The 13,628-nt window shown below is 64.1% G+C and carries 15 protein-coding genes; 8 read left to right on the plus strand and 7 right to left on the minus strand.

Annotation, left to right across the window (positions count from 1 at the left end; all coding sequences use genetic code 11):
• Positions 1 to 357 precede the first annotated feature (357 nt).
• The 4 genes from BMY53_RS22555 to BMY53_RS22570 all read left to right on the plus strand — a co-directional run bounded on the left by BMY53_RS22555 (position 358) and on the right by BMY53_RS22570 (position 5,576).
• Positions 358 to 1,671, plus strand: a complete 1,314-nt coding sequence (locus BMY53_RS22555; RefSeq protein ID WP_177201003.1) for a TonB-dependent receptor plug domain-containing protein — start codon at positions 358 to 360, stop codon at positions 1,669 to 1,671.
• Between the two features lie 26 nt (positions 1,672 to 1,697).
• On the plus strand, positions 1,698 to 2,966 hold the full coding sequence (locus BMY53_RS22560; RefSeq protein ID WP_255370343.1) for a TonB-dependent receptor: 1,269 nt from the start codon (positions 1,698 to 1,700) through the stop codon (positions 2,964 to 2,966).
• Between the two features lie 114 nt (positions 2,967 to 3,080).
• Positions 3,081 to 4,544, plus strand: a complete 1,464-nt coding sequence (locus BMY53_RS22565; protein WP_177201004.1) for a lamin tail domain-containing protein — start codon at positions 3,081 to 3,083, stop codon at positions 4,542 to 4,544.
• Positions 4,545 to 4,667: 123 nt separating this feature from the next.
• Complete coding sequence (locus tag BMY53_RS22570; protein WP_092948945.1) at positions 4,668 to 5,576, plus strand: S1/P1 nuclease; 909 nt, start codon at positions 4,668 to 4,670, stop codon at positions 5,574 to 5,576.
• A gap of 60 nt (positions 5,577 to 5,636) precedes the next feature.
• Here BMY53_RS22570 and BMY53_RS22575 read toward each other — a convergent pair whose 3' ends face one another.
• From BMY53_RS22575 to BMY53_RS22585, 3 genes are all read right to left on the minus strand, one after another.
• Positions 5,637 to 6,503, minus strand: coding sequence for a hypothetical protein (locus BMY53_RS22575; protein WP_092948947.1), 867 nt, complete (start codon positions 6,501 to 6,503; stop codon positions 5,637 to 5,639).
• 639 nt (positions 6,504 to 7,142) lie between these two features.
• Entirely contained in the window at positions 7,143 to 7,520 is a 378-nt protein-coding gene (locus tag BMY53_RS22580; protein WP_143074191.1) for a DUF7079 family protein, read from the minus strand.
• Between the two features lie 5 nt (positions 7,521 to 7,525).
• A complete protein-coding gene (locus BMY53_RS22585) occupies positions 7,526 to 8,134 on the minus strand; it encodes a hypothetical protein (RefSeq protein WP_143074192.1) in 609 nt (202 codons plus the stop codon).
• Between the two features lie 386 nt (positions 8,135 to 8,520).
• Between BMY53_RS22585 and BMY53_RS25710 the strand changes: the two genes are divergently transcribed.
• Complete coding sequence (locus BMY53_RS25710) at positions 8,521 to 8,667, plus strand: transposase domain-containing protein (protein WP_143074193.1); 147 nt, start codon at positions 8,521 to 8,523, stop codon at positions 8,665 to 8,667.
• Positions 8,668 to 8,711: 44 nt separating this feature from the next.
• Here the strand turns inward: BMY53_RS25710 and BMY53_RS22590 are convergent, their stop codons facing one another.
• Positions 8,712 to 9,965 (minus strand): DUF6161 domain-containing protein, encoded by a 1,254-nt coding sequence (locus BMY53_RS22590; protein ID WP_092948953.1) that lies wholly within the window; start codon positions 9,963 to 9,965, stop codon positions 8,712 to 8,714.
• A gap of 274 nt (positions 9,966 to 10,239) precedes the next feature.
• On the opposite strand from BMY53_RS22590, the gene BMY53_RS22595 reads away from it, so the two are divergent.
• The 3 genes from BMY53_RS22595 to BMY53_RS22605 are packed head-to-tail and all read left to right on the plus strand — an operon-like array spanning position 10,240 to position 12,393.
• Positions 10,240 to 10,590 (plus strand): GntR family transcriptional regulator, encoded by a 351-nt coding sequence (locus BMY53_RS22595; RefSeq protein ID WP_092948955.1) that lies wholly within the window; start codon positions 10,240 to 10,242, stop codon positions 10,588 to 10,590.
• Positions 10,591 to 10,616: 26 nt separating this feature from the next.
• On the plus strand, positions 10,617 to 11,489 hold the full coding sequence (locus BMY53_RS22600; RefSeq protein WP_177201005.1) for an ABC transporter ATP-binding protein: 873 nt from the start codon (positions 10,617 to 10,619) through the stop codon (positions 11,487 to 11,489).
• 16 nt (positions 11,490 to 11,505) lie between these two features.
• On the plus strand, positions 11,506 to 12,393 hold the full coding sequence (locus BMY53_RS22605) for a hypothetical protein (protein WP_092948959.1): 888 nt from the start codon (positions 11,506 to 11,508) through the stop codon (positions 12,391 to 12,393).
• A gap of 102 nt (positions 12,394 to 12,495) precedes the next feature.
• Here BMY53_RS22605 and BMY53_RS25715 read toward each other — a convergent pair whose 3' ends face one another.
• The 3 genes from BMY53_RS25715 to BMY53_RS22610 form a co-directional block, all read right to left on the minus strand.
• Positions 12,496 to 12,720 (minus strand): hypothetical protein, encoded by a 225-nt coding sequence (locus BMY53_RS25715; RefSeq protein ID WP_143074194.1) that lies wholly within the window; start codon positions 12,718 to 12,720, stop codon positions 12,496 to 12,498.
• Between the two features lie 36 nt (positions 12,721 to 12,756).
• Positions 12,757 to 12,891, minus strand: a complete 135-nt coding sequence (locus BMY53_RS26550) for a hypothetical protein (protein ID WP_255370337.1) — start codon at positions 12,889 to 12,891, stop codon at positions 12,757 to 12,759.
• Positions 12,892 to 13,038: 147 nt separating this feature from the next.
• Positions 13,039 to 13,476 carry an Lrp/AsnC family transcriptional regulator gene (locus BMY53_RS22610; protein ID WP_092949047.1) on the minus strand — a complete coding sequence of 146 codons (438 nt, stop codon included), beginning with the start codon at positions 13,474 to 13,476 and terminating at the stop codon, positions 13,039 to 13,041.
• Positions 13,477 to 13,628 lie beyond the last annotated feature (152 nt).

Here is a 13,628-nt window from a genome sequence, read left to right on the forward strand (position 1 = left end):
GATGGTTGATTGTCAAGTTTTCTTGCTGGGTGCAAAAGAAACGCTCAATCGACTGCCCGCCGATATTCACGACCGGCGCCCGAAACGCCCCTTTCCCCTCTGATCCGATCAGCTAGGTAAGCCGCCGAACGTCTTGCGGCAGGCCGCTTTCGTGCGGATTCGACCGTCTTCGCCCGTCACCCGGCCACAACACCCATCCAAAACCGCAATAAACATATGCGGCTGCGGCAGATAAATTCGCGCCCGTTGAGCATCTTGCAAATTGCTTTTGGATACCAGCAGGGAAATTGGGCCGCCTCCTTCGGCGCAGCTTGCATATTGAAACTTGGCGCCGCGCGCGCAGCAGGAGTGATTGGAATGATTCACCAGAGATTTGACCGCTTTGCCCTTACCGCACTGGGCTTGGCCATAACCACCCTGGTCGCTGCAACCAGCGCAAAAGCGCAAACGATTGCAGATGCACCGAAGCCGGCAACCGATACCTCCAAGCCTGCGACAGACACCGCCAAGAATGCCCCTGAGCCAGAAAAGAAGGCGGCCGACGCATCGAAGGACCAGACGCCGCAGCGCGCCACGGCCTCCAGCACGTCCAACACGACGAGCACGAACTCCACCAAGGCCACCATCCAATCCCTGGAGAAGGTGACCGTCAACGGCCGCCAGGAAATCGGTGGCGGCCTGATGTCGGTGCAAGTCGCGCCCAAGGCCGTGTCCACCATCACACGCGCCGCCATCGAGGAAGGCGCGCCCAGCGCGACCTACGCGCAACTGATCGACACCATTCCTGGCGTCGTGGCCGTCACCGACGACCCGAGCGGCCTGTTCGACGGCAACTACCAGATCCGCGGCTTCACCAACGATCAGATCGGTGTCACGGTCAACGGCGCGCCGGTCAACGACAGCGGCAACTACCGTGTCTATCCGACCGAATACGGCGACACGGAGAACATGAACGACATCACCGTGCTGCACGGCTACCCGGATGTCGATCAGGCGGTGGCGGGCGCGGCAGGGGGCTCGATCGCCTGGTCCACCATCGACCCGTCCCACAAGTTCAGCTTCGATTCGACGCTGTCCGGGGGCACCAACAACTACCGTCGCGCATTCGTTCGCGTGCAAACCGGCGATATCGGCCCGGTGCGCTCGTGGCTGTCCTACTCCCACAACAGCACGGACATCTGGCGTGGCAAAGGCAGCGCCGAGGTCTGGAAGGTAGACGGCAAGTCGGTGTGGACCATCGACGGCGGCAACTCGATCTCGGCCTCGCTGCAGTACAACCACCTGATCCGCACCGGCGGCTATCAGTACGAGACGCAGGACACCGCGTCGTCGAACTATTACGCCAACTACGACACCACCTACACCGGTTCCAACACCAACTACTACAAGCTGCACACCAATCCGTTCAAGGACTACATGCTGAGCCTGGACGGCGAGTTCACGCTGACGCCCAACCTGCACCTGACCGTGATCCCGTACTTCCAGTACGGCTCCGGCGGCAGTGGCTCCGGCTACACCATGACCGAGAACACGACGGCCGCGAACGTGGGCCGCTTCGGCTACGTCAACTACGACCTGGACGGTGACGGCGTCGTCACCAACGCCAAGAAGGTGATGACCTACACCTACAGCGGTTCGCAAACCTGGCGTCCGGGTGTGCTGGCCAGCTGATTCAGGACTTCGGCGACAAAGACACCCTGACCTACGGCGTCTGGTTCGAGCGTCCGCGCCAGGAGCAGAGCCAGACCTATTCCAAGGTGGATGCCGATGGCAACCCCGTGGACGTCTGGGGCGAGAGCAACCTCGTCAGCTACGTCGCCGGTGGTGGCCCGCAGTACAACTATCTTGACAGCACCACCACCACGCTCAAGCGCGCCTTCGCCAGCAACGAGTGGACGCCGAACGACCAGTGGACGGTCACCCTGGCGGGCGCCTACACCAGCGTGGAACGCGCGGGCTATGGTTACCAGCATTACGGCGCGCACGCGGCCTCGGCCAGCCTGGCCTACCTCAATCAGTACGGCGGCTACAGCGCGCACACCTGGAACAAGTTCACCCCGTCGGCGGGTGTGAAGTTCCAGGTCGACAAGTCCAACCAGCTCTACATCGGTTATGGCCGCAGCTTCCGCGCGCCCGTCAACGGCACGGTCACACAGAGCGATGCCGTCAGCGCCTTCTACGCGCAGAACCCGAACGAAGTCGCGTACAGCGGCTACACGCAGGAGCAATTGCAGGCCGCGCTGAGCAAGCTGGCCTCCAACAAGCCGGAGACGGCCGACACGGTCGACCTGGGCTGGCGCTACTACCAGGGCGCTTTCGCGGGCAGCGTCAACGTCTATGGCTCCAACCTGAAAAACAAGCAGGTCAACGGCTATGACAGCGCCAGCGGCCAGACCATCTACCTGGCCGTGCCGATGCTGCACCAGCGCGGGATCAATGCCGAAGGCGCCTACAAGCTGACCCGCAACCTGAGCTTCTACGCCTCCTACGCGCGCACCAAGTCCACCATCATGGACGACACCTTCACGCTGGGCGACGGCACCTATCCCACCACCGGCAAGTCCTTCGTGGACATCCCGAAGAACACCTTCGCGCTCGGCACGAACTATCGCTACGGTGCGTTCTGGATCGGCGTGAACGCCAAGTACCGTGGCCCGTTCTGGGCCGACTGGATGAACACCGAACAAGCGCCCGGCTTCACCACGGTGAACCTCAATACCGGCTGGAACTTCGGCGATGTGGCCTCCTGGGCCCATAAGGTCAAGCTGAAGGTCAACGTGACCAACCTGACCGACAAGAAGGCGGTGACCTTTGCGAGCGCTACCAACTTCATGTCCAAGAACCCGGCGGGTGATACCCAGTTGATCGACGCGACCACGGGCAAGGCCCTGTACTCCAGCGCCTCCACCTACAACCTGCAGGCCCCGCGCGCCGTGATGGTCACGCTGAGCGCGTCGTTCAACTGATTCGGATCGTCCAACAGCGCCACGGGCGTCGCCCACCGGCACCTGCCGGCGCGAACGCCTGGCGCAGCCCCCATGATGTGCCGGCACAGCGACCGGCGAGTTAAGGAAACCCTCATGAAGACCTTCAATTTCTGGATGGCCGGTGCAGCGCTCGCCGTGCTGGCCACACTCTCCGGGTGCGGCGGCGGTGGCAGTGACAGCAGCACGCAGGTGCCGCCCACACTGTCCGCAACCCTCCCGACCACGGCCACTGCGGGCGTAGCGGTGACCATCTCCGGCATCACCGCCACCAACGCTTCGGCCCTGACCGTGGACTGGGGCGATGGCACCCAAGACGCGCCGGCGACCATCCCGACCAGCCTCTCCCACACCTACGCCGCGACGGCAACCTGCGTGAAGGCCGGGTCGTGCAGCATCGACCTGGCGGCTCTCGGCTGGGGCACGCCCGTCGAAGTCAAGGGCACCGTGGTGCTCAGCCCGGCCCCCACGCTGACTGCCACGCTGCCGACCATCGGCACGGCGGGCGCTTCGATCACCGTCTCGGACATCGCTGCGGCCAATGGCACGGCGCTGTCGGTGGACTGGGGCGACGGCGCCAAGGAAGCGCCGGCGACCACTACCACCAGCCTGACGCACACCTACGCCGCAGCGGGCAGCTACACCATCGACATGGTGCTGACCGGCGCGAACAGCACCTCGGCGGAGAAAAAGGGCAGCATCACCATCAATTCCGCCGCCGATCCAGCGCTGGCCGCAACGCTGCCCACCAGCGGCGTGACGGGCACGGCCGTGAGCGTGACGGGCATCTCCACCTCCAACGGTACGGCGTTGAGCGTGAACTGGGGTGACGGCACCACCGAGAGCGCGGACGTCAGCTCGACCAGCCTGTCCCACACCTATGCGGCGACCGGCACCTTCACCATCACCGTGACTCTGGACGGCCCTCCGAGCAGCTCGCCAAGCCTGCAGACCGGCAGCATCACGATCGACACGCCCGAGCTGTTCTTCAGCGAGTACGTGGAAGGTTCCAGCAACAACAAGGCGCTGGAAATCTACAACCCGACCTCCAGCACGGTGGACCTGAGCCTCTATACGGTCCAGATGTGGTCGCGCAGCGCCACGGGTGTGCCAGTGGCCTCGACGGCGAGCCAGACGCTGACGTTGACGGGCACGCTGGCCCCGGGCAAGACGCTGGTGATCTACAACGTCTCGTCGTCGGCCACGCTGACCTCGGCCGTCACCGCCAGCGGCACCCAGACGCAGGCGGATGGTACTTACGCGTCCACCAACGGCCACCAGGTGAGCTCCTTCAATGGCAATGACACGTTGTTCCTGCTGAAGTCGGGCACGGTGATCGACGCCATCGGCGCGACGACCGACCTCGCCTCGGGCGGCACCGGACCGACCTCGGGCTGGGGCGCGGCCGACTCGTCCGGCACGATGTTGACGGTGGACCACACGCTGCGTCGCAAGGCCGGCATCGGCCGCGGCACGCCGACCCTGGATGAGACCTGGGATCCGACCGTGCAGTGGGATGTGTACGTGAAGGACACCTTCACCGGCCTGGGCGCGCGCTGAGCGCCAGGTGATTCAGGCCAGCGTTGTCTCATTGGCCCTGAACAAAACCACGGCCCTGCCTCCTTTTGGCAGGGCCTTTTTTACTTCGGCGCGGCCGTGCCACGCCGTCTCACAGCACCGACCATGAACCCGCAGACCCCCTCCCGCCCGCTGCTGTGCCGCGCCTTGACCGCCTTCGCCGCGGCCACCTTGTTTGCGGCGCCCAATGCCTTCGCCTGGAGCCATCTTGGCCATTGGCTGGTGGGCGACCTGGCCCAAGGCCAGCTCACGCCCGCAGCACGACAGCAGGTCGACCTCCTGCTCAAGGACGAGCCGACCCCGACGCTGGCCGGCGTGGCCTCCTGGGCCGATGAGATGCGCAGCGGCGGTTCAGAGCTCGCCAAGAAGTCCGCCAAGTGGCACTACGTCGATCTCGACCCCAACCGTTGTGACTACGAGCCCAAGCGCATGTGCCCCGACGGGGATTGCGTGATCGACGCGATCGACGCCCAACGCAAGATCCTCGCTGATACCACCCAGCCGCCCGAGGCGCGCCGCGATGCGCTCAAGTTCCTCGTCCACTTCATCGGGGATGTGCATCAACCGCTGCACGCCGGCTCACGCCAGGATGCCGAAGGCCATACGGACGCAGGCGGCAACAAGTACCAGATCAGCCTGCGCACGGCGGTCACGCCGCAGTCGCGCAACGACAAGCAACGCGCGCCGGGCGGCCCCCTCGGCACCAACCTGCATGCGGTTTGGGACTACTACGAACTCGAATCGGCGGTCCTGCCCCCCGAGGACTACGCCGCAAAGCTGCAACAAGCGGGCATTCCCCTGCCCACACCGGAGACCCTGGGCACGCCTGCCGAATGGGCCGTTGAATCCTGCAAGGGCATCAACACGCAGGGCCTCTATCCGCTGGATGACGACGGCCAATGGCAGCACAAGATCGGTGGCGGGTACCTTGACGCCAAGCGCCCCTATGCCGAAGCACGCATCCGCATCGCCGCCGGTCGCCTGGCCGAGGTGCTCAATGAAACGCTGAAGTAGTTGGAGCGGACGACGGTCCGGCGCGCTGCGCGCCTGGCCGTCGTTGCTCGATAGGCCCGATCAGCGAGGGCTGCTTGGTGGCTCCGACTTGGGCGCGGGCACGGCCTTCGGTTCGCTCACGGTCACCTCACCCGAGGTCTGACGGATGGACTTGTAGGCCGAACGTTCCACCGACTTGACCAGCTTGCCGATCAGTTCACCGTTCGACATCTGGCTGGCGACGTCCAGGGCTGTGGAGTCCGGATCGGCGTACTTTGTGTTGTCGAAATGGCGCTCACGCTTGATCAGCGCCATGGACTTGGCGTCGTAGGTCAGGCGCTCGAAGTACATGTAGGGCGCGACATAGGTCGCCGCGTGCGCCGTCTCGCCGGTGCGCGGATTGACCGTCTTGTAGTCACCGTCATCGCCCTGGCTCATGATGAGGGAGCCAGCGGCCGAGCCATCATTCATGCTGTCGAGGTCGAAGTCCATGCGCTCCACCGGCTGCACGTACACGCCGATGCCGCTGAGCTTGGTGCCGACGCCCTGCATCTCCAGGTCGGCGTACGCCGGGACAATGACCTCGATCCGGTCCCAGCCCTGTCGCTCCGGCAGGCCGCTCAGGTGCTCGGTCAGCGCCGCGAGCACGATGTCCTGACGCGCACCGCTGCGTGACTTGGCCAGCTTGGCGGCCACGTCGTCGGGCATGGTCCATTGCAGGAGCACGTGCTGGGCCCCGGGTTCTTCTTCCGTCAGCGCCTGGTCCAGTCCACGCAGTACGGCGAAGTTAAGTGCCTGGCCGGACACCTGCACCGTCTGGCGCTTGTAGGGCTCGGTTTTGCTGCTCGAGAGCTTGAGCTGACGCACAAATTCGATTCGATCGCCGACAGCAGCCAGCAGGGCCACCGTCTGCGGTGTCGCTGGCTCACCTGGGGCGGCGACGGCCATCAGCGGCTGAGCGAGCGCAAGAGCGAGCGCGAGAGCAAGAGGCGTGAGCGATCTCATGGAGACACCGGCAGAGGTTGCGATCCAGGGATGCTAGGGACGGTATGTATGGGGCTTGTGAAGCGGGGCGGGTGTGTTGCGCGGATGCGCGCGGACCTGCCAGTTCGGCTTGACCGACGTTCGGTGAAACGAGGAGAGCCTTTGGTGAGCCGGGTGTCGGTTCGCGTTCAAAGTGAAACCGAAGGGGGTTGCATATCGTGCTCTTCGTGGCCGGCACGATCACGAAGCGTTTCACTTCGAAGCAGACCTTCTTGGTAAATCAGCGCGTCGCCGCGTCGCCGCGTCGCGCGGTGGGCTTTTTCTCACATCCGCGGGGGACTCCTGATGCCGGAGACAGGCATGTTGAGGCTCGCAGCGAACATTTCGGGGCGCTCGTTCAATACTGACCAACCCCTGAAGGCTACCCGAGGGAGCCTGCGTCTGAGGATATCTCTGAGGTCTTGGGTTCTCCAATCTTGCGCTGAGTGGGTCGGGCACGTGCCGCCGCGACGGTCGTGCTGCCGTGCTTGAAGCGCCAGGACTCATTGCCGGTCTCGTCAATCGCGAGCCAACGCGATCTGCGGGCCCTCTGATGCGGGAGGCTCAGAGCCTATCGAAATCCAGGAAACCTAAGACCCGCTCCCACTGGTCCCTGGTGTCTGCAGTCCAGCGCCGCACCTGCAGCCGCCGAAAAAATCCGCTCGCACTGGGTGTGCTGATGCGGTGCCGTTCAATTGCGTCCATGAGCGCCGCCTCATCGAAACCGGCCCAAGCACCTCCAGGAAATGCTCTCAAATTCCGCCAGCATGCTGGTGCCACTTCCGTCTCGTAAATGCGCTGCAGCTCCGACCTCGACAAACCAGTGGCCCGGAGGTCGCGCGCAATCGCCTTCAGATCGAGGTCATCAAGCTCTGTGTCCAGGAAAAGCCGAGAGATGACCAGTTGCGCGGCGCGGTCTGCTGGATGGCCCATCCTGCTCATGCCATTTACTCGCCCAGCCATTTGACGACATCGCGCTGATCCAGCACCAAGTCGGTGGCTGCACCCGCTGAGATCGCACCGACGACACCACCGACGATGAAGAGGGCGGTGACGCACACTGGCGCACCCGGCCCGCAAATGAGGCCGGCGGAAGCGGTCGCCGCAGCACCTCCCAGTGCGCCACCCGCCAACGTCGCCCCCTCCTTGATCCCCTGCCGCAGCTTGTTCTTTGCTTCCCAGATGTTGTAGATCGAAATTGCCACCGTCACAACAAGCAGGCCTCTTCCCATTGTTCTCCAACGCGGGATCTGCCCGGTGACCTTCGGACTTGAGCGCCCCGAGGCCTCGACGATTTCGACAAAAACACGTTGTTTTTGGACCGTCGATAGCTCCGCGAAACTCTTCCCGGGGAACAACTTATCTACCGATTTGTCGAGGGCCTTCTCCAAAGTCAGTCCCTGTCCCTTAATCGACTCGGCGCCAGCCTTGCCGATCGCGGAGGTGATGGCACGAACCTCTTCCATGATTACATTTCGTGCCTGGACCGCGAACGCGGCACCGTCTGCGGCTGTAACCTTTCCTGCCAAAACATCAGCACGAATGGTTTTGGACATGTCAATGATGCGATGGACATACGTGGCTCGCGCCTTCGCATCCTGGATATATCGCGTGGCAAAGTTTAGCGCCGTAGCCTGCAACGCTTCAAGCGCCTGATCGAGGCCCACTAGGTCAGGGGCCTGACGGCCGATAGCGGACGGAGCGAGAGACTGCGATAAGCAGTTGGTTCCTCGGTCGATGATCTGCGGATTACTGACGTGACACAACGGGCCTGGCGTTCTTGCGCTCATCACCCCTCCCCAAAATGCTTATCTCGAGATCCTAGCCCCTTTTGGAACTGCTCATTGACTGCGGACCGACCACGTTAGAAGACTCTGCCGTAGAACGTCTTCAGGTTTGCATCGGTGTGCACCGTAGTGGGCAACCGCGGCCAGGTGCGGCGATGAGCCGCATCCAGTCGGCCAAGCTCGACGGGCTTGATCCCCACGTCTACCTCCGCGACGCGATTGAGATGCTGCCACCGCAGCCGGCCAGCCGGGTTGCACAGTTGCCGTCGTGTCGCTGGACGCCATTCGGATGGATGAACTGACTTCATTGAATGCGTCTGTCAAGGTGGATTGGGCGAATACTTACCTACGACTTGCCGGAGCGCGTTAGCACTTCTGCCACCGAGAACGGCAGAGCCTCGTCCTTCACGATTCCATCGGACGCGGGTCGGAACAGCGCGTTGAGGATCAACTGGCGGTGCTCATTGCTATCGAGCGCCTTCGCCTCCAAGAGCGCTAGGTAGGTCTGGACCATCACAACCCGCTCATCCGCGTCCCGCTCCAGGTGAATATGGCTGAGGTACATCCTTACGATGAGGCGCAGCGCCCAGATGACGAGGAGGCCCCCCAAGGCCAAGACCGCGATCTGCCACGCTGGCGGATGTGCAGCGGTGGCGGGCAAGTCGTGCAGCATCAATCCCACGGCGCCACATAGAGCGAGCAGCGCGGCCGCAATGCCAAGGAAGGTAATCCAGGCGAACATCGCCTTCGCTGCCGCGTGCTGTGACCTCTTGGTGGTCCAGTAGGTGGCAGGAGCCCGCATGGCCATGCCGTCAATGAAGGTCTGGCGGATCGTCTCCATCGAGGTCGTGTGCTCGGTCTGAAGTTCTTCGAAGGCAGCGTGACGTCCTGCTTGCGCTTCATCGAAGGCGCCTTCGTGCCTTGTAATCAAAGTTCCAGCGAGGTCTTCAGTCACCTCGTAGGCGCGGTGCAGTTGCTCGATGGCGCGCCCCTTCTCGCCCAGAAGCGCTTCTGTCTTTTGCCGCAGATGCTCTACCGCTTGCTCCGCGGCATCGGCGCGCCCCTTCTCGAGGGTCCGCATGAGGTTGTGCCGATCAATTTGGCCTGCAACTGCTCCATGCCACCCCTGAAGGGTGGATGGCGCGTAGCTATGGGCCTGCAACTGATTCAGGTTGTCCAAGAATGGCAGGAGGTAGTAGCTTGCCGCTTCGTCGCCAGCCCCTTTCATGAAGGCGTGAACCCGTTTCCCGATTGGCGTGCTGCTATGCGGGAGCCTTCTGGAAATGAAGGCGCTCGTTAGGTGAGCCTTCACGGTCTCCAGCTGCGACGCAATCCACTCGCTGGTCTGGCTGCCGGATTTGCTTATCGCTGCGTCGACGTGACTCTGCGCTTCATCGAGGTATGAATACGCCTCGATGGCGGCCGCGCTTGCCTGACCGAAATTGCGCAGCGGGAGCCACGCCCAGAACTGCACCTCAGTGTCGATCCACCGCTGCAGCTCAGCAAGGTCCGACGGCGCCAGCAAGCCCCCGTTGCCTCCCAGATCAAGCTCCATGATGGGTTCGGGTCTTGCGCGCTTAGGTGCGGCAGCTTCAGTCATGAGTCCTCCCTACAGGATCTCGTTGTTTTGATACAGGATAGGTCCACTCAGCATCGTAAGCGTGCTTGGAAGTCACGTTGGGGCTTCGGTTCCGACTCGAATGCAAAAACTTCGAGATCGAATGAGAACCCACAGTGAGCCGGGTCCCTGACTTGCATCTCATCCCCTCCTTCCTGCATTTCGTCGCCCTCAATTAGCCCCACCCCCGCCCTTATCGTTATGGTGTGCTACCTCACCAACACACCGGCGCCCCTCCGCGGAGGCGCCTCCCCCGATGACCAGCTGGAACGACCACGCGCCGATCTACCAGCAGCTTGCCGACCAACTGGCCGCGCAGCTCCTGGACGGCGACCCTCATGAAGGCGATGCCATGCCCTCGGTCCGGGCATTGGCCAGCCGCTATGTGATCAACCCCCTGACCGTCAGCCGCGCCCTCCAGTCCCTGGTGGACGAAGGCCTGCTGGAAAGCCGCCGCGGCATGGGCATGTATGTCCGCGCCGGCGCCCGGGGCCGCCTGTTGGAGACGGAACGGGAACACTTCCTGCAGGAGGAGTGGCCGCGTGTTCGGGAGAAACTGCACCGACTGGGCCTGCGCCCGGAGGACCTTTCCTGGGAGGACGCATGACGACAGCCAGCGCTACGGGAGCACCCATGACCCACCTGATCGAGGCCCACAACCTCAGCCTCCGTTACGGCCGCAAGGTCGCCCTCCAGGATGCCAGTTTCAGCATTCCGCCCGGCCGGGTGGTCGGCCTGCTGGGCCACAACGGCGCCGGCAAGACTTCGCTGATGAAGGCGTTGGTCGGCATCAAGCCGTTCCAGGGGGAGCTGAAGGTGATGGGCGTGAACCCGCACACCCATCGCGGCCAGTTGCTGGATTCGCTCTGCTACATCCCGGATGTGGCCGTGCTGCCGCGTTGGGCGCGTGTCAGTGATCTCATCACCCTGATGAGTGGGCTGCAGCCCCAGTTCTCAGCCGACCGGGCCCGCACGTTGCTGCGCCGTACCTCGGTAGGCGAGCGCGACAAGGTCAAGCAGCTCTCCAAAGGCATGGTCACCCAGCTGCACCTGGCCCTGGTGGCCGCCATCGACGCCCGGCTCATGGTGCTGGACGAGCCGACGCTTGGGCTGGATGTGATGTCCCGCAAGAGCTTCTACGAGATGCTGATCGACGAGTGGTGCGACGGCGAGCGCAGCGTGATCATCTCCACCCACCAGGTGGAAGAGGTGGAGACGCTGCTCTCGGATGTGATGATGCTGGACGAAGGCAAGCTGGTGCTCAACATCAGCCTGGCGGAGATCGACTCCCGCTTCGTGGCGCTTTCCCACGACCCGGATGCCGCCGCCGCCGTGGCCGCCAGCCACCCGCTGCTGCGCTACCGGGTGCAGGGCCGCCCCGCCGCCTTGTTCGACGGCGCTCCGCCGGAAGCCATCGCCCACCTCGGCCAGCGGCTGCGTCCCAACCTGGTGGACCTGTTCATGGCCCTGACCCGCAAGCCCGAAATCCAGGCGCGTGAAGCCTGACCGCGCGGAGACCCTCATGAAAACCTTCAATACGCTGCTGCTGCGCGAGTGGATGCAATACCGCTGGGGCTGGATGGCGATCATCCTGATCCCGATCGTGGTGCTGTTGGCCCTGGTGCCTTTCAGCCAGGTGAGCGGGCTGGATGCGCTCACGCCCGAGCCCGTGGCGCTGATCAGCGCCGCCTTGACCATGGGCCTGGTGATGGCGCTGACCCTGGCGTCCACCTTCTATCAGTTGATGAGCATGCCTCGCCGGGATCAGCAGGACCGCTCCATCGAGTTCTGGAAGTCGCTGCCCGGCAGTGATTCGCAGAGCCTGGCCGCCCCGCTGCTGGCCCATGGCGTGCTTCTGCCCCTGTGTGCACTCGTCCTGGCCATGGCCGGCGGGGCCGTGGTGGGTGTGGCGATGACCTTCAAGGAACTGGGGCTTGACGGCCTGCGCCAGATGCAGTGGCTGGGCGTGGGCCATGCGGCGCTCTGGTTGCTGGCACGCCTGACGCTGGGCCTGGTCCTGGCGCTGTTGTGGCTCTCGCCCTTCGTGCTGGCCTTGATGGCTGCCGGCGCCTGGCTCAAGCGTTGGGGGGCGCCGCTGCTGATGTTTGGCGTGGGCGGCCTTATCAAGCTGTATGACGGCAAAGGCGCGATGACCGTGCTGGTGCGTCAGTTCGAGGGCGCCCGAATCTCGATCGTGAGCGGTGCGCCTGGCCTGGCCTCATTTCCGGAGGGGACGCACGACTTTCCGATCGAAGAGCTGTACGAAGCGCTGTACCGTTTTCCGGATTGGGCGCCTCAGGACATGCTGCTGGGCCTTCAGTCAGCCGCCGCGCCGCAGTTCGTCGGCGGGCTGCTGGTGGCTGCGGCCTGCTTCGGGCTGATGGTGTGGCAACGCCGGCGGGTGGTGTGAGCAGGTGATGCGAGCAACCGGGGGCGGCGGTCAGGCAGACGCTCGCTGCCCGGGCCAACCCTTGATGGCGACGCTGGAAGCGGGAGCGGAGCGTTGATTCGCTCAGGCCAACCGGGTGGCGCCAGCGGAGGTATCCGGGGCGCGGACCTGTCGCAGGTCCCCCTCGGCTTCATTCAGCAAGGCCATCGCCGCCCAGACCACCGCCACGGCCAGCACGATGCTGGCGGTGCGCAGCAATCGTCGTCGCCAAAGGCGGCGAGCGGCAGCCCGGCGCCGGTCTGACGTGGCGTCAGCCACGGGGGCGTGGAGGTGGAGGGGGGCTTTCATTATGGGACCCTGGGTGTGGGGCGTGAATCGCCAGCGTCAGGGCAACACCGTACCCAGGCCCCAGAGCAGGGCAGGATAGACGGCACCCCAGGCCAGGGCCATGAGGCCCAATGCCTTGAGTCCGATCATCACGGGATGTCCGCGCTTGGCGGTGGGGGCGATCTTCAACATGGTGCGCTCCTTGAGCTTGCCAACGTATCGTGCAAACGCCGTGCCAGCAAGATCCGTTGACCGCCCGCACGTGTGCTTGCCGTGCGTTACGCACGCTCACAGGGGTGTTGGATGTGCTTACGACTTCTGTCGCCCCCCACCGTGACTTCAGACACTTCGGTCCACCCGCAGCGCCAGCAGCACCGAGGTGTTGGTCTTGATCACGCCATCGATCTCGCCAATCTCATCGAGCAGTTCATCGAGACGCGCGGTGCTGTCCGCACGCAGTGTGGCCATGTAGTCGAAGGCGCCGCTGACGGAGGCGAGCTGGCGCAGCTCGGGCAGCCGTGAAAGCTTCTTCACCACCTCCCGGCCTGCACGCGGCTCCACCGTGATGCCCACAAATGCCTGCACGCCACGCTCCACCGCCTGGCCCCCCAGCCGCACGGTGTAGCCCGCAATCAGGCCGTCCGCCTCCAACCGGGCCAGGCGGGCCACCACCGTGGTGCGGGCGATGCCCAATTTGCGTGCCAGGTTGGCGGTGGATTCACGCGCATTCGCCTGCAGCAGGGTGATCAGGTCGCGGTCCACCCGGTCTCGCAGCATGGGGGTGGGGGTCTCGGCGGCGGAAGGGGCCGGCGCGGCGGCGGTGGTCTTGCGAGCACTCATGACAAACCCTTGGTTTCGACGATCTGACAGAACTGGATGACGAAACGTCAGGCTAGCAGGCTTTATCGACGATCTGGCGCTTTCTTTCG

The sequence above is a fragment of the Roseateles sp. YR242 genome, assembly GCF_900109745.1.
In the GTDB taxonomy this organism is placed as follows: domain Bacteria; phylum Pseudomonadota; class Gammaproteobacteria; order Burkholderiales; family Burkholderiaceae_C; genus Roseateles.